Below are 19389 nucleotides of genomic sequence, written 5' to 3'. Positions count from 1 at the left end.
CGGTGGGTGTTACAGGCAGCAGCAGCAGGAGCAGCTGCCGCAGCACGAGGACGAGCCGCAGCTGCTGGTGCCGGACGAGGCGCCCGACTCCGGCAGCGCGACCGCGTCGCGCACGGACGAGATCTCGACGATCTCCAGGTCGAGGTCGAGGTCCATCAATTCAAGGTCCTGCGTGGGCATGTGCCCCTCCTTTGGTCGGCCCGGCCGGACTGCCGGCCGGATATGGGATCGACACGGTCTGGCCGGACTGGCCGGACGAGAACAACTTATGAACGATCAAGGAAGATCCACATTGGCCGCTGGTATCGATCTGGGGATTCGCGCAGTCTCCCGAGCAGCGGATTCGTGGCATCCCTGACGCAGTTCACCCATACCTGATAACCATTTCGCATTCGCGATCCGGCAAGCGATTCACGGAATTCGCGATGCGGTTAATTGATCTACGACAGGCGTCGGACCGGCGCCTGTCGGCTATGACACGACCGCCGCGAGCCGCCGGCCGCGAAGCCTTGTCCGAAAGGGATCGCGTGATAGTCTTCGCCGCGGCAACGGGGTGTACCGCTATCGATGAGGAGACACGGGGCGATGCGGGATGAACGCTCGGAGGGGTCCGCGGATGCGCTCAGCGCGGCCGGCGTACGCAAAGCCTTCGGCGAGGTCGTCGCACTGTCCGGAGTGGACCTGACCGTGCGACCCGGCGAGATCGTCGCCCTCCTCGGCGCGAACGGCGCCGGCAAGACGACGTTGCTGGAGATCCTTCTCGGCCTGCAGCAGGCCGACGCCGGCACCGCCCGCCTGCTCGGCCAGGAACCGCAGGACGCGTTGCGCTCCGGTGCGGTCGGCGCCATGCTCCAGACCGGCAGCCTGCTGCCCGACGTGACCGTCGGCGAGCTGATCCGCCTGGTGTGCGCCTGCTACCCGCGGCACGCCCCGCTGGAGCAGATCGCCCACGAGGCCGGCGTCACCGAGTTCCTGGGCCGCCGGACCGACGTCCTCTCGGGCGGCCAGGCCCAGCGCGTCAAACTGGCGATGGCCCTGTGCTCCGATCCGCAGCTGCTGATCCTCGACGAGCCGACGGTCGCGATGGACGTCAGTGCCCGCCGCGAGTTCTGGCAACGCCGCGAGACTGCCTCCGGCCTGGGCCGGACCCTCCTGTTCGCCACGCACTACCTCGACGAGGCCGAGAACTACGCCGATCGCGTGGTGGTCATCGCGGGCGGCAAGGTGATCGCGGACGCCCCGGCGGACGCCCTGACCGAGGTCGTGGGAACCCGCGAGATCCGCTGCCGGCTGTCGCCCGCCGACCGCGGCGAACTGGAGTCGCTGCCCGGCGTGGCCGAGGTCCGCATCTCCGGCGACCATGTCGTCCTGCGCTGCACGGACTCGGACCGCGCCCTGCGGACCCTGCTCGACCGCAATCCCGGGGCGACCCGCATCGAGGTGGTGGGCGCGACCCTGGAGGACGCGTTCATTGCGATCACGGAGGGCGTGCGATGAGCACCTATCTGTCCATCGAGCTGCGCCGGGTCTGGCGCAACCGGATGTACCTGCTGTTCACCGTCGGCTTCCCGGTGGTGATCTACCTCGTGTTCAGCCACGTCGGCGTCACGAACGGGCGGATCGCCGGGACGACCGGCAACGCGTACTCGATGGTGTCCATGGCCGCCTTCGGCGCCGTCAGCGCGGCGCTGTTCATCGGCACGCGGATCGCCGTGGAACGCCGGATCGGGTGGGCGCGCCAGCTCCGGCTGACCGCCCTCAGTGGACGGGACTACCTCACCGTCAAGGTCGTCGTGGCGATGCTGACGACCCTGCCGACGATCGGGCTGGTCTTCCTCGCGGGCGCGCTCACCAACGGTGTCACGCTCCCGGCGCTGCGCTGGGTGGAACTGGTCCTCCTGCTGGTGATCGGCATCCTGCCCTTCGCGGCCCTCGGCGTCGCGCTCGGCTACCTCGTGGGCGGCGACGCCGCCCAGCCGGTCATCACCGCCGTCTACATGACACTGTCACTGCTCGGCGGGTTGTGGTTCCCCGCCAGCCTCATGCCCTCGGTGATGCGGGCGGTCGCCCAGGTCCTGCCGACCTACCGTTACGCGGAACTGGGCTGGCGGACGCTCGCCGGCGAGGCGCCCGACATCCAGGGGATCGGCATCCTCGCGTACTGGGGGCTGCTGTTCGCGGTCGCGGCGCTGATCCTCTACCGGCGGGCCGGCCGGCGGCTCACGGCCTGACCCGGCTGCCGATCAGGAACTCGCCGACCGTCCCTTCGACCAGCGGATCGAGCCCGGCCGCCTGGGCCAGCAAACGCGGGTCGGAGTTGCCCAGAGCGCACGGCCCGAGACCCATCTCGGTGGCCACGAGGTACATGGTCTGGTAGAGCGCGCCGACGTTCTTGAGGGTCGTCGCGTAGCCCATCCCTTCGTAGCGCCACAGCATCCGGCCGAACCGGGCCGCCACCAGGAGGAGTACCTGGGGAGGCTCGGCGGCCATCGCCGTCACGGCCGCCTGCCGGAGCAGTTCGTCGCAGATCCCGGGGTCGACGCCGGGCAGCACCACCAGCTCATGGTCGTGCGGCTCGTACCGGTAGAGCCCGGGCGCGAGGCCCTCGACGAGCCGTACCACGGGATAGATCTCCAGCTCGTACGCCGTCCCGCCACTCGGATAGGGCCGGGCCGTGTACTCGACGTCGTCGTAGATCATCGTCCGTCGTACGCGGGCGCAGCGGTGCAGGAACTCGCCGAACACCGCCAGGGTGAGCGGACGGGCGTCGTCGTGGGCACGGACGGACACGCGCTCGTCGAGGAGCGCGCCGAGAGCCGTGGCCGGCCGGTCCGGGGCGGCCAGCGCGATCCGGCTCTCCCCCGGGACCGCGGCGTGCTGCGAAGGCAGCGGGGCGAACACGTCGCGGGCCCAGGTGCTCGGCCCGACCGGGTCGGCCGACGCGCCGCCGCCCCACCGGCTGCGGGCGTGGAACCACAGTTCGTGCGGGCCCCACTGGCGCAGCCGGAAGTCCGCCTCCTCGTCCGGACCGCCGAGGAACCCGGCGGCGGCCAGGCGATCGAGGACGGCCGCGCGTACCGGCTCCGGCAGGGCGGTCGAGTCCGGATCGATCACGACGTCGAGGACCGCCGCCGACGCGATGCGTACCGTGGAACGCGCGCGCGGGGACTCCATGACGAAGACGTCGCCGTCCCTGCGCAGCACCGCGAAGCGCGACAGCCGGGCCGGACCGGGCGGGCGCGGCGGATCCACGTGCGCCGGCAGCGGTACGCCGCCCAGCGGGAACTCGGCGAGCAGCGGCTTGCCGTCGCAGGAGACCTCGACACCCAGCCAGCCACCGCCGTGCAGGACGTCCAGCGGGGCGGGCAGTCCGAGCAGGCCGTCGCCGTCCTCGGTGGACAGCGACCGCAACGCCGCGAGCAAGGCGGGCTCCGCCGGACCGAGTCGCTGCCGGCGCGCTCCGACCGCCCACACGTGCCCTTCGGCGTCTCGGGCGAAACGCGTACCCGGCAGTGAAGTCCACCGATGCACGACACGATTCACAGGAGAGCTCCTTTATCCACAGGCCGGCGGTCCACGCTATCCATTGATCCCCGCCTGACGATATGTTGACATGGCTTTGTCCGGCATGCAGATACGGGGGACAGCATCGTTGAGCACCGTTGCGTCTATAAGGGAAAACAGGAATTCGTTGGCACCTACACGTTCTCCGATGGTCGAAGCGATGGCAGCACTCCACGCCATGGCCGAGCCCAGGCACCACCCGATGCATCACGACTGGCTGCGTACGGTGCGGCGGCGGATGACCGCACCGATGAGACAGGAGACCGCGGGCTTCCGGTTCGGTGCGGCCGCCTTCCTGGCGGCCGTGCTGGTGCCCGCGGTCGGATCGACCTTGGGCGGGTCCCCGCTGGGGTTCGACGCGGAGCTGGAGCTCCTGCGCTCGCACCGCGACGAGCTCGGCCGGCAGATCCTGCGGGCGCTGGCCGGCGTGGAACGCACGCAGGGCAAGGACCTGCACGACCCGATGGTGCAGGCGGTCATCCTGCGCGACAGCGCCCGGCTGGGACCGGTGGCCTTCCAGCTCGTCCAGGTCGGCCTCGCCGATCCCGGCCGGCTCGGCGACCGCCTGCTGGACCTGCTCGACGACTACTGGAACCGGGTCGGTTTCCGGCATCAGTGGGCCGCCGTGGAACCACAGCTGGTCGAGGCGGCCACGGCGGCGAGCCTGGCCGTCAACGGCACGGGAACCCGCGGCCTGCTCGCGTTGCTGTCGGAGCGGCTGGCCTCGGCCGCGACGACCTGTGCCGGCGCCGCCTTCGACCTGCCCGTCCCCTGCACGGACGAGTCGAAGCCGGCCCTGCTCGCCAGCGCCCACCTCTGGCCGCACGCGTGCGTGGTCCACGGCGTACCCGGCACGGTGTGCGTCATCTACCCGGTGGCGGCGGGAGCGGCACCGCCGGCCCAGCCCGATCCGCTGGCCGACCTGCTGCCGCTGCTGCGCGGGCTGGACGACAGCACCCGCCTGCGGGTCCTGTGGCTCGTCCGGGAAGGACCGCGCAGCACCCAGGAACTCGCCCCGCTGCTGGGGATCAGCCAGGCCGCCGCCAGCAAGCACCTGCGGCTCCTGGCCGCCGCCGGGCTGGTCGAATCCCGCCGCGAGGGGGCGTACGTGCTCTATCGCCTGGTTCCCAGCAGTCTCGAACGCATCTTCCACGGCCTCAACGGGCTGCTCACCCGGCCCGCCGGGGACACCGGCAGCGGGCCGGCGCCGACACCGCGCTGACTCCGCGACATTCCCGCGATTAACGTATCGCCACGCCTTACGAGAGCCGCCGTATTATCCCGATCCTCGGCTCCGCCGATACCCCACGAATCCGCAGAATTTCATGATCGCGGCAAAATTCCTGGATAAGGCGGCGACGCTCGCGAGGCCGGAAGAGAAACGTACCCGAATGGGGGCCCCGACTACCGACAAAGACCATGGAATGAGCGCCGCCCGGCGTCGCGAATCATCGACGCCCGCGTCACTGATGTACGCCGGGCGGCGCGCACGCAATGCTCAGTCGACGACAATGTGACATTCATTCCGCGGTTCCGCGGCGTTCAGCCGGCGGATGCCGTCACGGGCGATGGACACGCCACCAGTCGGCGGCGTCGGTGTCGTCTCCCGACCAGAATTCCAGCAGGTCGCCGGGGGCCAGACCGAGGGCGCGCTCGATCTCGGCGGCGGTCAGATCGCGCAGGGACTCCGACAGCGACTTCGTGAGGTCCTGCCAGTAGCCGCGCAGGGTGGACTCGCTGACGAACAGCTGCCTGGCCACCTGGGCGTAGGTCAGTCCACGGGCCCGGCCGTGCAGGATCTGGCGCTGGCGTTCGCTGAGCACGGTGATGCAGTCCCGCCGGACGAGGACCTCCAGGATGCCGACCACGGACTGCGACACGGCGGTTCCACCCGCGGCGACCTCCAGGAACAGCTGCTGGGCCCGGTCCGTCGGCACGGCCTTGGAGACGATGCCGCTCGCGCCGGCGGCGATGCACGCCGCCAGGACGAACCTGCGCTCCTCCTGGCTGTAGACGCAGATCCGGTAGCCGCGCGCGGTCAGGGCACGGATGGCGGCGATGCCCTGCCGGACGTCCGGTTGCTGCTCCTGATTGACCAGATGCAGGTCGAGCAGCACCAGGTCCACCGCGGGGCCGGCCCGCACGAGCTCCTCCACCGTGGCCGCCGCCAGCACGACCTCGAGGTCGGTCATGAGCAGCGCCAGCGAAGCCCGGATCACCGACGCGTCGTCGACCACCGCGACCCTCGGCCTCATCGGGCGTCCGCCACGAGACCGAGTCCGTCGCGCCGTCCCGGTGGCGGGATCCGCCGGCTGATCGTCACGGTCGTCCCCTCGCCGGGCGCCGAGGTGATCACGACCCCGAGCCCGCGCTGCCCCAGCTCCCCGACCACGACGTCACGCAATCCGACCCCCAGCGCCACCGACGCGGGATCGAACCCGACGCCGTCGTCGCTCACCGTCAGCGCCCACACTCCCCCGCCGTCCTGGTCGAGGTGGACGACGACATTCTCCGCCTTCGCGTACGCGCGGACGTTGAGCAGCAGGCTCTCCAGCGCCCGTTCGACGGCCGTCGCCTCCTCGACCGGCACCCGGACGGCTTTACCGAGATCCAGCAGGGGATCTATGCGCAGATCGGCGAAACGATCGCACACCCGCGCCACCAGCTCGGCCAGCCGCAGCTGGCCGCCGCCTTCGTCCGGCCCCTCCCGGGACGCCGCCTCCGGCGAGGTCGCGCCGCGCAGGTAGGCACGCATCCGCTGCAGCTCCACTTCGGCCTGATCCACCAGGCCGGACTGCGACCCGCCGAGACCGGGGTGGGCGAGCAGCTGCATGATGGCGACGCCGTTGTGCATCAGCACCCGGGCCCGGCGCTCCTCTTCGCGCCGGGCCAGCTCGGCGGCGAGAGCACGGGAGGCGTCGGCGTCGTGGGCGATGCGGCGGATGTAGTTGAACAGCATCCGTGCCACCACCGCGTACACGACGAAGGTCAGTTCGTTGCCCATGGCGGTCGTGACCATCCCGGTCGCCACGTTGCCGAGGTACACCGCGTAGCAGACGACGACGCCTACCAGTCCGCCCGCCCACAGGACGAGGCTGCGTACGCCGCTGGCCGTGATGATCACCGACAGCGCGTACCCCGGCTCGAAGGCGACCCAGGTGCCGAAGCGCGCGCCCGGCAGCACCACGTACGGCGCGAAGACGAGCAGGAGGCAGGCCAGCGCGAAATCGGCCGTGGCCGCCGCCGCACCGACGGGGCGGCGGCGGGCCAGCGTCACGACGGACACCGCGATCGACGCGCTGGCCGCGGCCAGCCAGCAGGCGAGATAGGCGACGTGATGGGGCGCGGCCGCGGCGCCCACCCGGACGGCGGGCACCATCTGGGCGATCGTCCCCAACCGCACGCCGGCGATGAAGTAGGTGAACACCCGCTCCACGCCGACCTTGGTCGTCGGCAGGTCAGCGACCCGCCACCGCGCGTTGCGCCCCACCATCGCGCCTCCCAGTGGCCGTCTGCCCCTGGGCGCGAACGGCTGCTTCATGCTTCACCGGCCCGACCCGGACAAAGCGCGCGATCAATGTACTTCAGCCCGGGCGCGGCCGACAGGCCGGAAGCTCAGCCCGTCCGCGTACGCGGGAACGGGTGGGAGGAACCGGAGATCACACCAGCCGGCCGAGCGCCGCCCAGGTGTTCGGACCGGGCAGCCCGTCGACCGGTCCGGTGTAGCCGCCCAGGGTCGCCATGCGCTGCAGCGCCGCGTACGTGTTGACACCGGGTGCGCCGTCGATCGGCCCGGCGTAGCCGAACCCGGACAGGACCTTCTGTACGCCCTTCCACGAGTTCACCCCGAGCGCCCCGTCGACGGGGCCGGTGTAGCCGCCCAGCTTGGCCAGCCGCTGCAGGGCCGCGTAGGTGTTCGCTCCGGGCACGCCGTCGATCGGCCCGGTGTAGCCGAACCTGCGCAGCACGGTCTGCAGGCCCTTCCACGAGTTGACGCCGAGCGCCCCGTCCACCGGCCCGCTGTAGCCGCCCTTCTGGGCCAGCCGCTGCAGGGCCGCGTAGGTGTTCGTCCCCGGTACGCCGTCGATGGGCCCCGAGTAGCCGTAGCCGCGCATCACCGTCTGCACTCCGATCCAGGTGTTGGCGCCCGGTACGCCGTCCATGGGCCCGGTGTAGCCGCCCGCGTTGCCGATCTTCTGCAGGATGGCTCCCTCCGACGAGGTCGACGCGCCACCCGCGTACGCGAGGGGGTTGAGGCGTACGCCGCTGGGATCGATGAGGTGCCAGTGCAGGTGCGGTCCCGTCGAGTTGCCCGCGCCGTCGGCTCCGGCCGCGCCGCCGGACAGCCCGACGATCGTCCCCGCGGACACGGCCGTCCCGGTGGCGAGCAGGAACCTCGACAGGTGCATGTACTGGCTGCGGTAACCGCCGCCCAGGTGGATGGTGACGGTGTGACCGCCGGTGCCGTTGTAGGGGATGTTCTCGATGGTCCCGGCCCCGCACGCGGGCAGCGACGTGCCCACCGCCATCCCGAAGTCGACGCCGTTGTGGTTCGGCGGATCCCAGGGCCCGGTGATCGGATAGGCGCTGAACGGGTTGTAGACGGCCGGACCGGCGTACGCGGCGGCCGGCAGCCACACGCTCGCGAGCAGTCCGCCGCCAGCCGCGGCACCGCCGAGAACGAGACCGCGGCGCGAGATCCGGGGGGCGCGGTCGGGGGTGAGACCCACGTTTCCTCCTCAGGTCGTGAAGTGACCACGTTGGACAGCTCATCGTGTCCTCGGGCAGGTGCGCTGTGACCCCACGAATCCGCGAACTTGCCGGCGGATCGGGCGACCGGCGGCGGCCGCCCGATCCGCCGAGGCGGCCTACACCACCGCTGCCTGACGTTCGACCGGCGCGGGAATGCGCAGGTTGTCACGCAACGTCGACCCGTCGTACTCGGTACGCAGCGCGCCCCGCTCCTGCAGGAGAGGCACGACCTTGTCGACGAACTCGTCGAGACCGGTGGGGGTCAGGTGCGAGCCGAGGATGAAGCCGTCGGACCCGTCGTTCTGGACGAACGAGTCGAGGCGTTCGGCCACCTGGGCCGGTGTTCCGACGAACTCCACGTGCCCGAACACGTGGATCGCCAGCTGACGCAGCGAGTACTTGTTGTCCGCCGCGACGGCCCGCCACCGGGCGACGGTGTCGAACGGGTTCTGGTGGATGCGGGCCCGGCCCTGGATGACGGGCGCCCCTTCGGGATCGGGGTCCACGTCGGGAAGGGGGCCGTCGGGGTCGTAGCCGGACAGGTCGCGGTTCCACACGGTTTCGAGGAGGATCTGCGCGCCGCGGCCACTGATCTGCGTACGGGCGATCTCGCGGTGGCGCTCGACCGCCTCGGCCTCGGTGTCGCCCAGGACGAACGCCGCGCCGGGCAGGACCTTCACCGACCCGTCCGGCTTGCCGTGCCGGGCCGAGCGCTCCTGGATGTCGCGGTAGAACGGCTGCGCCTCGGCGAGGGTGTGGTAGGGCGAGAAGATCGCGTCCGGGCCGCCGCCCGCGGCGAACTCCCGGCCTTCGGCGGACACGCCCGCCTGCAGGATCACCGGCTGGCCCTGCGGGCTGCGGGGCACGGTGAACCGGCCGCTGACGTCGAACTGCCGGCCCTGGAACGCGAAGGCGCCCGCGTCGCCCCGGCGCAGGAACCGGCCGGACTCCTTGTCGGCGACGATGTCGTCCTCGGCCCAGGAGTCCCAGAGCTGCCGGGCGAGGCTGAGGAACTCCTCGGCGCGCGTGTAGCGCTCCTCTCGGGCCAGGAAGCCGCCCCGGCGGAAGTTCTGCCCGGTGAAGGCGTCGGAGGAGGTGACGATGTTCCACCCGGTACGCCCGCCCGACAGGTGGTCCAGGGTGGCCAGTTGCCGGGCCAGTTCGTAGGGCTCGTTGAAGGTCGCGTTCAGGGTGCCGACGAGGCCGAGATGCTCGGTCACCTCGGCCAGCCCGGCGAGGACGGTCAGGGTGTCCGGCCGCCCGAGGACGTCCTGGTCGAAGATCTGCCCCTGCCGTTCTCGCAGGGCCAGTCCCTCGGCGAGGAAGAAGAAGTCGAACTTCCCCCGCTCGGCGGTCTGGGCGGCGTGCCGGAAGGACGCGAAGTCGATCTGGCTGCCGGCGGCCGGGTCCGACCACACGGTCTGGTGGTTGACGCCGCCGAGGTAGGCGCCGAGGATGATCTGCTTTCTGGGTCGGGTCATCGCGCCGCTCCGTTCGTGAGGAGGTAGCGGCTGGCGGGACGGGTGAGGCCCAGCCGGCCGCGCAGGGTCGTGCCTTCGTACGCGGTCCGGAACAGCCCGCGGCGCTGCAACTGCGGCACGAGCGATTCGGTGATCGCGGTGAGGTCGGTCGGCAGGACTCCCGGCCGCAGGCGTACGCCGGCGTAGCCGAGGTGGTGGAGTTCCTCGATGTGGTCGGCCAGGCTCTCGGCCGTGCCGGCGAGGATGCGGGCGTCGGAGAACAGCGCGGCTCCGGCGAGGTCGTCGAGCTCGTCCTTGCGGCCGGCGGCCGTGGCGGCGTCGGTGTCGAGGAAGACCACCAGATCGGCGAAGACGCGGAGATCGTCCGCCCGCCCGGCCGCGGCGGTCTCGTGCCGGAGCTCGGCGAGGATCTCCTGCGCGGACGCGGTGTCGTGTGGGGTGACGAAGACGACGTCCGCCTGCCGCGCGGCCAGCCGGTAGGGCACCGTGGCGTGCGCCAGTACGCTGACCAGCAGCTGCCCCTGCGGCGGCCGCGGCGTGATCGAGGGTCCGCGTACCGAGAACCACTGGCCCTCGAAATCGATGTGGTGCAGCTTGTCGCGGTCGACGAACCGGTCGGTGGCCGCGTCGCGGATCTCGGCGTCGTCCTCCCAGCTGTCCCACAGCCGGCGCAGCACCTCGATGAAGTCGGCGGCCTCGTCGAACCGCTCGGCGATGAGCTGCTGGATCTCCGGCCGCTGGAGCGCTTCGAGGTCCAGGGTGGGCAGTTGCCGGCGGCCGAAGAGCGCCGCCTCGCCGCCCAGGCCGCCGACCCGGATCTGGACCCCCGCCCGGCCCGTGCTGACGTAGTCGAGCGTCGCGATGGCCTTGGACACGTGGAACGGCTCGGTGTGCGTCGCGGTCACGGTCGGCACGATGCCGATGTACTCCGAAGCGGGCGCGACGCGGGCCGCGACGAGGGCCGCGTCCAGGCGCCCCCGGACCTGGTCGGTCCGGTCGTCGGCGGCGAAGTGGTCGCCGGACTGGAGGGTGAGCGAGTCGTCGATCGTCACGAAGTCGAGCAGGCCCCGTTGCGCCTGCGCGACCAGGTCCTTCCAGTATGCGGCGGTCAGCAGCTCCCGCGGGCGGGCGGCCGGGCTGCGCCAGGCGGCGGGATGCCAGCCGGCGCCGTCCAGGGCGACGGCGAGATGAAGCTCGGTCACGATGTCTCTCCTTCGGGGCTGCGCAACGCCGAGAACCGGACCTGCCGGCGGATCTCGAATCCGATCGACCGGTAGAGCCGGACGGCGTTGACGTTGTCGGCCGATGCGTGCATGAACGGGATCTCGCCGCGTTGGCGGATGTTGTGGGCGACCGCGCGGACGAGGGTCGTCGCGAGGCCCCGACCGCGATGAGCGGGATCGGTGCAGACCGCGCTGATCTCGGTCCAGCCCGGCGGATGCAGGCGCTCGCCGGCCATCGCGACGAGTACGCCGTCGCGCCGGACGCCGAGGTAGGTTCCCAGCTGGTAGGTCTTGGCCTCGAAGGGCCCGGGCCGGGTCCGGGCGACCAGGTCCAGCATCTGCGGCACGTCGGCGGCACCGAGCGTGACGACCTCGTCGGACGGCCGCGATCGCAGTGCGTCGGTCGCGACCAGCTGGAGCCCGTCGCCCTCGAACTCCGACCCCCAGCCGTCCGGCCGCTCCGACAGGTCCCCCGCGAGCAGGACGAGCGCGCCCGGACCGGCGAGCCGGTGCAGGTCCGCCCAGACCTGCTCGTCCTGGACCGGCGGAACGGCCATGATCGGTGAGACGTCGGCGGGGTAGCGCAGCGCCCGCCCGGTGCCCTCGGCGAAGTGGGCGTGCGGGCCGGTCAGCGAGGCCCAGGCGGCCTGGTCCAGCAGGTGTACGCCGGCTTCGGCGGTCGTCATCGGCTACTCTCCGTCCACATAGGTCAGTTGCCTCGCCGGGCCCACTCGTCGGCGAGCAGCTGGTAGGAGCGCACCCGGTCGGCGTGCTGGTGGGTGATGGTGGTGATCGCCAGCTCGTGGGCGCCGGTCGCGTCCCGCAGCTGCTCAAGCTTGTCCGCGACGGTCGCGGGCGAGCCGACGAGCTGGGTGTCGACCCGGTCGCGGACGAGTTCGCGGTCCTCGTCGCTCCACTCGTGCCGGGCGGCCTCCTCCGGCGTCGGGAACGCGATCGCGCCCGCGCCGGTGCGGATGCTGCGTACCCACAGCGGGTAGCCGGCGGCGAGGACGGCCGCCTGCTCGTCGGTCTCCCCTACGACCACGTCCGCGGACACCGAGATGTGCGGCTGCGCCAGGTCCGCCGACGGCACGAACGCCGCCCGGTACGCGGTGACGGCGTCGAGGACGGTGCTCGGGCTGTGGTGGTAGCTGGCCGCGAACCGAAGCCCCCGGGCACCGGCCACGGTCGCGCTGGAACCTCCGGAGGCGCCGAGGATCCACACCTGCACCGCCGCGCCCTCGCCCGGGTACGCGTGGACCGCCACCCCGCCGGGCGAGACGTACGTGCCGGCCAGGAAGGCGAGGATGTCGCTGATCTGGGAGTCGTAGTCGGGCGTGTACGCGCCCGGCTGCTGCAGCAGGTCCAGCAGCGCGGCGATCTTCGCGCCGGAGGTCGCGATGAGCTTGCTGAAGTCGTACTGCTTGGGCAGCAGCAGGCCGTTGTCGGCGCGCTGCTCGACGGCGTGCTCAGCGCCGCCCCGGTTCGCGGCGTACGCCGACGCGGCGACCGCCACCGGAGCCGGGGCTGCCGTGGCGTCGCCGGGCGGGTCGGCCGGTTTCTGGCGCCCGATCGAGCGGCCGAGGCCGAGGTCGAGCCGGCCCGGGTGGACGGCGTCGAGCAGACCGAACTCCTCGACGACCGCCAGCGGCTGGCGGTGTCCGAGCTGGACTCCGGCCGAACCGAGCCGGATGGTGCTGGTCGCCGCCCCGATCAGTGAGATCGACAGGGCCGGGGAAGCGCCGAGGACTCCCGGGTTGAGGTGGTGCTCGGCGAACCAGTAGCGGTGGTAGCCGAACCGCTCGGCCTGCCGGGCGAGGTCGACGGCGTTGCGTACCGCGGCGGCGACGCCGTCTCCGCTGCTGCGCGGGACGAGGTCGAGGACGGCCAAAGGTGTTGTGCTCACGGGTTTCCTCCAGCGGCGATGGTTCGGTACAGGCACTGCGGGACGCCCGGCAGGACGGCCGGCGAAGAAGACGGCGACACGGTCATCGGGCGAACCCGAATCGCCGGTCCGGGCGGGTCCCGTCGATCGCGAGGTCGGCGAGAACCCGTCCGACGGCGGGCACGAACTTGAAGCCGTGCCCCGAGAAGCCGGTCGCCACGACGACGGGACCGAGGCGGTCCAGTACGAAGTGGGTGTCAGGGGTCGTGGTGTAGGTGCAGCTGATGGGGTCGGCCCGGTCGGCGTCCACGCCGGGCAGCCAGCGCCGCGCGTACTCCCGCAGGGCTGCCAGCTGGCCGGGTTCGGGCAGGAAGTCGCGGTGGTCGGGGTCGACCTCGGGGCCGACGCCGTGGAAGCCGACCTTGATGCCGTCACCCGGTGCCGCGAGCCCGTAGATCCCGCCGTGGAACGCGCTCGCGTCGGCCGAGCCTTCGGCGAACAGGTGGCCGAAGCTCGGCCAGCCGTCCTCGGGAAGGCGGGCGTGGAAGTGGGCGGGCTGCTCCTGGGTGACGCGCAGCGGCGGCAGCGGCACGAGCCCGCCGACGAGCTTGGCCGCCCAGGCGTTGACCGCCGCGACGACCCGGCGGGCGCGGTAGTCGCCGCCGTCGGTGCGCACGAGGACGGCGTCCTCGCCGAGCACCTCGATCGACGTGACCGGGGTCGAGTGCCGCACGAGCGCGCCCGCCTTGCCGGCCGCCGCCTGCAGCGCCGCGACCGACCGGTCGGCGTGCAACCGCCCGCTGTCAGGATGGAACAGCGCCTCGGTGTCGAACCGGATCCCGGGCCAGCGTTCGGCCGCCTCCGCCGGGGTGAGCCGGGTGTGCGCCACTCCCGCCGCGGCGAGGCCGTCTGCCAGCAGCCGCAGATGCGGGTGGTCGCCGTGGTCCACGCCGCCCGTCACCGTCAGCAGGCGCGTACCGGTCAGGTCTTCGAGCTCCTGCCACGTCCGCTGCGCCTCCCGCGCGAGCCCGATGTACACCGGGTCCGGATAGGACAGTCGGAAGATCCGCGACGTGCCGTGCGAGGCGCCCCGGGCGTGGCCGGCCTCGAACTGCTCCAGCAGCACCACGTCCAGGCCGCGCCGGGCCAGCTGCCAGGCCGCCGCCGAGCCCATGGCTCCCCCGCCGACGACCACCACGTCCACCGTCTCCGTCATCGGGTCACCTGCGGCTCGGCGGCGCGCGGCCGCAGGGCCGCGCCTTCCAGCGTCGGCACCGCCGCGAGCAGATTCCTGGTGTACGCGTGCCGGGGGTGGTGGAAGATCTGTTCGACGTCTCCGGACTCGACCACTTTGCCGTCCTTCATCACGAGCACTCGATCGCTGACGTGGTAGATCACACCGAGGTGGTGGGAGATGAACACGTAGGAGATCCCCAACTCCGCCTGCAGGTCGGCCAGCAGGTCGAGCACCTGGGCCTGGATGGACACGTCGAGCGCGGACACCGGTTCGTCGCACACGATGACCCGCGGCCGCGGTGCCAGCGCCCGGGCGATCGCGACCCGCTGCCGCTGTCCCCCCGACAGCTGCGCCGGCCGGCGGTCGAGCACGTCCGCGGTGAGCCCGACCTGGTCGAGCAGTTCGAGGACTCGTGCACGCCGCCCCGTACGCGGCTGCCCGGCGACCGCCAGCGGCTCGGCGACGATCCGCTCGACCGGGTACCGCGGATCGAAGGAGCTGAGCGGATCCTGGTACACCACCTGGATCCGCTGCCGCAGGACGCGTTGCGCACGGGCGTCGAGCCGGCTCCAGCGCGTACCGTCGACGTCCACCGTGCCGGAGTCCGGGCGGTCGAGGTCGAGCAGCAGCCGGGCCGTGGTGCTCTTCCCCGAACCCGACTCGCCGACGATGCCGAGGGTCTCACCCGCGTACAGCTGCAAGGAGACGTCGTCGACGGCGGTGAGCGAGCCCTGGCCGGGCACCTGGAAGGTTTTGACCAGGTTCTTGGCTTCGAGGACGACCTCCTGGCCCGCGACCGGCCGGGGCTGGGCGGTGAAGCCCGCCCGTGGGGACAGCCGGGTGCCGCGCGCGTGGGCGACCGGGACGGCGGCCAGCAGTTGGCGGGTGTAGGGATGTTGCGGGTCGTCGAGGACCTGCCGGGTGGGGCCCTGCTCCACGAACACGCCGTCCTTCATGACCAGGACGTGATCGGCCACAGTGGATACGACGGCGAGGTCGTGGCTGATCAGCAGCAGCGCGATCCCGGTGGCCTTGCGCTGGGCGAGCAGTTGCAGGATCTGCGCCTGCACCGTGACGTCCAGCGCGGTCGTCGGCTCGTCGGCGATGAGCAGCGCGGGATCGGCCGCGATCGCCGAGGCGATGAGGGCCCGCTGGCGCAGGCCGCCCGACAGCTGGTGCGGAAACTGGCTGGCGCGCGCCTCGGGGGACGGGACGCCGACCTGGCGCAGCAGGTCGACGACCTTCCCGGGGACGGCCGACCGGGCGACCGTGCGGTGGGCGAGCAGCGTCTCGCCGACCTCGGCGCCCACGCGACGGGCCGGGTCGAGGGACCCCAGCGCGTCCTGCAGGACGAAACCGACGTGCTTTCCCCGCAGTTGGCGCCACCTGCCTTCGGGGAGCGCCCGCGCATCGGTGCCCTCGATGCGCAGCCGGTCGGCCCGGACGGCGGAACCCCGGCCCGCCAGGCCGATCAGGCTGCGGGCGGTGACGCTCTTGCCCGAGCCGGACTCCCCGACGACGGCTACGCTCTGGCCGGCGTCGACGGTGAAGGAGACCCCGCGGACCGCGTACACCGCCGAACGGCCCGATCCGAATGTGACGTGCAGGTTCTCGACGTCCACGAGGTGTGGCGCCGGCTCAGCCGTGGTCATGACCGGGTACGCCCTTCGACGCGCAGTTGCAGGAATTGCCCGGCGACGGTGATCGCGAGGACGGTGAAGGTGATCGCCAGTCCCGGGAAGATGGCCGGCCACCACGCGACGGTGAAGTACGCGCGGCTGCTGGACAACATCGCGCCCCACTCCGCGGTCGGCGCCTGCGGGCCGAGGCCGAGGAAGCTCAGCGACGACCCCGTCCCGATGGCCGCGCCGACCCCGATGGTGGCCAGGACCAGGACCGGGCCGAGCGCGTTGGGTACCAGGTGGCGCACGACGACCTGCGGGCGCGACCAGCCCAGCGCGCGGGCCGCTTCGAGGTGGACCGCGCCGCGGATCCGGATCACCTCGCCGCGTACGACGCGCGCGTAGCCCGGGGTGGTGATGACGGCCAGTCCGATGATCGCGTTGCGTACGCCGGGGCCGAGCACCGCGATGAGCAGCAGCACCAGCAGCAGCCCCGGTATCGACAGGAAGATGTCGAGCAACCGGTTGACGACCGTGTTCACCAGCCGCCCGCCCTGCGCGGCCAGGACGCCGATGAGCGAACCGCCCACGAGGGCGAGCACGGAGGCGGCCAGCCCGATCAGCAGCGACAGCCGGGCGCCGGTGACCAGCCGGGCGAAGATGTCCCGGCCGTTCTGATCGGTGCCGAACCAGTGCTGGGCGCTCGGCGCCTCCAGCGTGTGCTGGATGTCGGCCGCGTTGGGGTCGGTCGAGGAGAACAGGTGCGGCCAGAGCGCGGCCAGGATCAGCACCGCGATGAACGCGAAGCTCAGTGCGACGCCGGGCCGCCACCGGGCCAGGTTGAGCCCGCTCCCCCGGATTCCGCGGACCGGCCACGAGGCGCGTACGCGGGCTTCGCCGTCGACGGTCGGGGCCATCACTCGCTCCTTTCCCGCGGTGCGGCCGCCTCGGGCCTGCGCAGGCGCGGGTCCAGCAGCGGGTAGACCGCGTCGACGACGAAGTTGACGACGACGTACACCAGCGCCGAGATCAGCACAATCGCCGAGACCAGGGGAAAGTCCCGCTGGGCGATCGCGGCGACCGTCATCTGCCCGAGTCCCTGCCGGGAGAAGACGCTCTCGATCACGACGGCGCCGCTGACGAACGCGCCGATGAGCCAGCCGGTCAGGGTGATGACCGGCATCACCGCGTGGCGCAGCGCGTGGCGCAGCAGCACGCCCGCCGACCGGACACCCCGGGCCCGGGCGGTGGTGATGAACGGCTCGTCGAGTACGCGTTCCAGCCCCTGCCGCAGGACCTGGCTGAGCATCGCGGCCGGCGCGAGGCCGAGCGCGATCGCCGGCAGTACCAGGCCGCTGAGGCCGCCGGCGCCGATCGCCGGGAACCAGTGCAGCTGGAAGGAGAACACGGTCAGCAGCAGGATGCCGAGCCAGAAGGACGGGACCGCCACGCTGACGATCTCGGCCGTGGCCGCCGTTCCCCGGATCCACCGGGGCCGGTTGGCGGTCGCCACCGCCACGACCACCGCAGCCACGAGGGCGAATCCGATGCCGCCGAGCAGCAGCGCGAACGTCGACCCGGCCTGCTGGCCGATCGCCGTCGCGACGGGCACACCCTGGTTGTAGGAGTGCCCCAGGTCGCCGCGCAGCAGGTGGCCGAAGTACTCCGCGTACTGGACGTAGAGCGGCTTGTCCAGGGCGTAGTCCTTGACGATCTGGGCGCGGATCTCCGGGCTGACCCGGGACTGGCCGATGATCGCATCGACGATGCCGCCGGGAATGAGATGCAGCGCCGCGAAGGTAATCGTCACGGCACCCCAGAGCACGACGACCGCGGCCCCCGCCCGGCGCAGGAGGGCGGCCGCCGGCACGCGGGCGGAGGCGGCGCGCAGGCCGCTCCGGTTGCGCGTGCCGGCGGCCGGTATGACGGTCACGGACGCTTCCAGGCGTCGTAGAACGTCGGGAACGCCTGCGGCTCGAAGGTCACGCCCTGGACCTTCGAGCTCGAACCGAGCAGGTAGTTGAACACGTACACCGGGAAGACCGCGACGGCGTCGGTGACCCGGTGCTGGGCGTCGCCGTAGAGCGCGCCCTGCTTCACGAGGTCGGTGGTGGCCAGCGCGTCGAGGAAGTCCTTGTCGATCGCCGGATCGCTCACGCCCGCCGCGTTCGTGCCGAAGCCGCCCTTGGGCAGGTTCTCCGTGCCGAACAGCGTACGCAGGGAGTCCGGTGAGGACCGCTGCCAGCTGAAGTCGATCAGGTCGTAGGCGCCGGTGCCGAGGTTGGCGAAGAAGGTGCCGATGTCGGGGTTGGTGTCGACGACCTCGATGCCGATCAGCTTGGCCGCCGCCTGGATCTGGTCGGCCAGCGTGTCGCGCTGCTCCCGGGCGTACGCCTTGAGGAACGGGTGGACGACGGTCAGCCGCTTGCCGTCCTTCGTGCGGTAGCCCGCGCTGTCGCGGCCCGTCCAGCCGGCCGCGTCGAGCAGCTTGCCGGCGTCCTCGGCGTTGTACGCGTACGCCGCCTCGATCGACTTGTCGTAGCCGACGGTCGCCGGTGAGATCGGACCCTTGGCCGGCTGGAACTGTCCGAAGTAGAGCTTGTCGACGATCGTCTGCCAGTCGATGCCCTCGCGGAACGCCTTGCGGACGTTGACGTCGGCGAAGACGCCCTTGACCGTGTTCGGGTAGTAGTTGTAGTTGCCGCCGGGCGCCGCCGCGGACTGCACCTGGAAACCGGGGGTCTTCTTCAGCTGGGCCACGTTGACCGGCGGCACGCTGGCGATCGCGTCGAGCTGGCCGCTGGTCAGCGCCCCGTAGCGGGACGCGTCCTCGGGGACGATCCGGATGCTCAACCTGCTCAGGTACGCCGCTCCGCTGTGCTGGGCGGTCTGCGGCGCCCAGTTGTAGGCGTCGTTGCGGGCGTACTCGATGCCCTTGCCCTTGCTGTAGCCGTCCGCGCTCACGAAGGGGCCGCTGCCGACGATGTGGGTGCACAGGTCCGCCGGCGCCTTGGTCAGCGTCTGGGGAGCCTCGATCCCCAGGTACGCCGAGGCGAGGGTCGGCAGGAACGCGGAGTTCGGCGCCTTGAAGTGCACCTGGATGTGGGTGGCGTCGACGACCGTCGTGCCGTTGTAGGTGGCGATGGTGCCCGCCGCCAGCTGCGACTTGGTCGCCGGGTTGACGATGTGGTCCAGGTTCGCCTTGACCGCCGCGCCGTCGAGCTTCTCGCCGTCGCTGAAGGTCACGTCTCCGCGGAGGGTGAACGAGTAGGTCAGCTGGTCGGCCGAGACCGACCATTCGGTGGCCAGCCACGGATGCAGCGAGCCGTCGGCGCTGAGGGACACCAGCGAGTCCACGATCGGCCGGGCGAACAGGCCGTCCACGTCGGCCGGGCTCTGGTGCGGGTCCAGGCAGGATCCGTCGGTGTTCACGGCGAAGGTGAGAGTGCCGCCGCTGACCGGCGTCGTGGTACCGGACGCGGCCGAGTCGCCCGGGTCCGCCCCGGCGCAGGCCGACAGGCCCGCCAGGACCGACGCGGTCAGGGCCACGCCCCAGGCTCTGGAGCGCAGGGATCTACGGAAGGTACGCATGAAGGGGTGCCGCTCCTTACAGGTGATGTCAGAC

General features: G+C 71.8%; 17 protein-coding genes. 3 read left to right on the top strand and 14 right to left on the bottom strand.

Annotation, left to right across the window (positions count from 1 at the left end; all coding sequences use genetic code 11):
- Positions 1–9: 9 nt before the first annotated feature.
- Positions 10–180, bottom strand: coding sequence for a thiazolylpeptide-type bacteriocin (locus tag G401_RS55425; protein WP_084558132.1), 171 nt, complete (start codon positions 178–180; stop codon positions 10–12).
- A 405-nt stretch (positions 181–585) separates the two neighbouring features.
- On the opposite strand from G401_RS55425, the gene G401_RS0140115 reads away from it, so the two are divergent.
- The gene (locus G401_RS0140115) at positions 586–1497 is read left to right on the top strand and encodes an ABC transporter ATP-binding protein (protein WP_027346915.1); all 912 of its coding nucleotides are present in this window, start codon (positions 586–588) and stop codon (positions 1495–1497) included.
- A complete protein-coding gene (locus tag G401_RS0140110; RefSeq protein WP_027346914.1) occupies positions 1494–2231 on the top strand; it encodes an ABC transporter permease in 738 nt (245 codons plus the stop codon). The genes G401_RS0140115 and G401_RS0140110 overlap by 4 nt, the downstream gene beginning before the upstream one ends.
- Here the strand turns inward: G401_RS0140110 and G401_RS51715 are convergent.
- Positions 2221–3543, bottom strand: a complete 1323-nt coding sequence (locus tag G401_RS51715; RefSeq protein ID WP_157546807.1) for a SagB/ThcOx family dehydrogenase — start codon at positions 3541–3543, stop codon at positions 2221–2223. The genes G401_RS0140110 and G401_RS51715 overlap by 11 nt on opposite strands.
- A gap of 70 nt (positions 3544–3613) precedes the next feature.
- Between G401_RS51715 and G401_RS0140100 the strand changes: the two genes are divergently transcribed.
- Positions 3614–4786: an ArsR/SmtB family transcription factor gene (locus tag G401_RS0140100; protein ID WP_322787797.1), complete on the top strand. Its 1173-nt coding sequence runs from the start codon at positions 3614–3616 to the stop codon at positions 4784–4786.
- Positions 4787–5123: 337 nt separating this feature from the next.
- Here the strand turns inward: G401_RS0140100 and G401_RS0140095 are convergent, their stop codons facing one another.
- From G401_RS0140095 to G401_RS0140035, 12 genes are all read right to left on the bottom strand, one after another.
- Positions 5124–5819, bottom strand: a complete 696-nt coding sequence (locus G401_RS0140095; protein ID WP_027346912.1) for a response regulator — start codon at positions 5817–5819, stop codon at positions 5124–5126.
- Positions 5816–7057: a sensor histidine kinase gene (locus G401_RS51710; RefSeq protein ID WP_245602080.1), complete on the bottom strand. Its 1242-nt coding sequence runs from the start codon at positions 7055–7057 to the stop codon at positions 5816–5818. The genes G401_RS0140095 and G401_RS51710 overlap by 4 nt, the downstream gene beginning before the upstream one ends.
- A gap of 166 nt (positions 7058–7223) precedes the next feature.
- Entirely contained in the window at positions 7224–8294 is a 1071-nt protein-coding gene (locus G401_RS53935; protein ID WP_064741965.1) for a peptidoglycan DD-metalloendopeptidase family protein, read from the bottom strand.
- 138 nt (positions 8295–8432) lie between these two features.
- Positions 8433–9797, bottom strand: a complete 1365-nt coding sequence (locus tag G401_RS0140075) for an NtaA/DmoA family FMN-dependent monooxygenase (RefSeq protein ID WP_027346911.1) — start codon at positions 9795–9797, stop codon at positions 8433–8435.
- Positions 9794–10999, bottom strand: coding sequence for an LLM class flavin-dependent oxidoreductase (locus tag G401_RS0140070; protein WP_211240968.1), 1206 nt, complete (start codon positions 10997–10999; stop codon positions 9794–9796). Before G401_RS0140070 ends, G401_RS0140075 begins: the two co-directional genes overlap by 4 nt.
- Positions 10996–11706: a GNAT family N-acetyltransferase gene (locus G401_RS0140065; protein ID WP_027346910.1), complete on the bottom strand. Its 711-nt coding sequence runs from the start codon at positions 11704–11706 to the stop codon at positions 10996–10998. The genes G401_RS0140070 and G401_RS0140065 overlap by 4 nt, the downstream gene beginning before the upstream one ends.
- Before the next feature lie 23 nt (positions 11707–11729).
- Positions 11730–12926, bottom strand: coding sequence for an LLM class flavin-dependent oxidoreductase (locus tag G401_RS0140060; protein WP_027346909.1), 1197 nt, complete (start codon positions 12924–12926; stop codon positions 11730–11732).
- 82 nt (positions 12927–13008) lie between these two features.
- Entirely contained in the window at positions 13009–14121 is a 1113-nt protein-coding gene (locus G401_RS0140055; RefSeq protein ID WP_027346908.1) for an FAD-dependent oxidoreductase, read from the bottom strand.
- Positions 14118–15794 carry a dipeptide ABC transporter ATP-binding protein gene (locus G401_RS51695; RefSeq protein WP_051367943.1) on the bottom strand — a complete coding sequence of 559 codons (1677 nt, stop codon included), beginning with the start codon at positions 15792–15794 and terminating at the stop codon, positions 14118–14120. The genes G401_RS0140055 and G401_RS51695 overlap by 4 nt, the downstream gene beginning before the upstream one ends.
- On the bottom strand, positions 15791–16681 hold the full coding sequence (locus G401_RS0140045) for an ABC transporter permease (RefSeq protein ID WP_084558131.1): 891 nt from the start codon (positions 16679–16681) through the stop codon (positions 15791–15793). Before G401_RS0140045 ends, G401_RS51695 begins: the two co-directional genes overlap by 4 nt.
- Entirely contained in the window at positions 16681–17697 is a 1017-nt protein-coding gene (locus G401_RS51690; RefSeq protein ID WP_084558129.1) for an ABC transporter permease, read from the bottom strand. Before G401_RS51690 ends, G401_RS0140045 begins: the two co-directional genes overlap by 1 nt.
- Positions 17694–19355, bottom strand: coding sequence for an ABC transporter substrate-binding protein (locus G401_RS0140035; RefSeq protein ID WP_027346906.1), 1662 nt, complete (start codon positions 19353–19355; stop codon positions 17694–17696). The genes G401_RS51690 and G401_RS0140035 overlap by 4 nt, the downstream gene beginning before the upstream one ends.
- Between the last annotated feature and the right edge of the window lie 34 nt (positions 19356–19389).

Origin of the sequence: Hamadaea tsunoensis DSM 44101 (assembly GCF_000428945.1) — a bacterium.
Classification (GTDB): Bacteria; Actinomycetota; Actinomycetes; order Mycobacteriales; family Micromonosporaceae; genus Hamadaea; species Hamadaea tsunoensis.
Note: the sequence above shows the minus strand (reverse complement) of the source record. Positions and strands in the feature narration are given on the sequence as shown.

Coding starts and splice junctions, on each gene's coding strand:
- G401_RS55425 (WP_084558132.1), bottom strand. CDS start 180: ATGCCCACGCAGGACCTTGAATTGATGGACCTCGACCTCGACCTGGAG.
- G401_RS0140115 (WP_027346915.1), top strand. CDS start 586: ATGCGGGATGAACGCTCGGAGGGGTCCGCGGATGCGCTCAGCGCGGCC.
- G401_RS0140110 (WP_027346914.1), top strand. CDS start 1,494: ATGAGCACCTATCTGTCCATCGAGCTGCGCCGGGTCTGGCGCAACCGG.
- G401_RS0140100 (WP_322787797.1), top strand. CDS start 3,614: ATGGCTTTGTCCGGCATGCAGATACGGGGGACAGCATCGTTGAGCACC.
- G401_RS0140095 (WP_027346912.1), bottom strand. CDS start 5,819: ATGAGGCCGAGGGTCGCGGTGGTCGACGACGCGTCGGTGATCCGGGCT.
- G401_RS51710 (WP_245602080.1), bottom strand. CDS start 7,057: ATGGTGGGGCGCAACGCGCGGTGGCGGGTCGCTGACCTGCCGACGACC.
- G401_RS0140075 (WP_027346911.1), bottom strand. CDS start 9,797: ATGACCCGACCCAGAAAGCAGATCATCCTCGGCGCCTACCTCGGCGGC.
- G401_RS0140065 (WP_027346910.1), bottom strand. CDS start 11,706: ATGACGACCGCCGAAGCCGGCGTACACCTGCTGGACCAGGCCGCCTGG.
- G401_RS0140055 (WP_027346908.1), bottom strand. CDS start 14,121: ATGACGGAGACGGTGGACGTGGTGGTCGTCGGCGGGGGAGCCATGGGC.
- G401_RS51695 (WP_051367943.1), bottom strand. CDS start 15,794: ATGACCACGGCTGAGCCGGCGCCACACCTCGTGGACGTCGAGAACCTG.
- G401_RS0140045 (WP_084558131.1), bottom strand. CDS start 16,681: ATGGCCCCGACCGTCGACGGCGAAGCCCGCGTACGCGCCTCGTGGCCG.
- G401_RS0140035 (WP_027346906.1), bottom strand. CDS start 19,355: ATGCGTACCTTCCGTAGATCCCTGCGCTCCAGAGCCTGGGGCGTGGCC.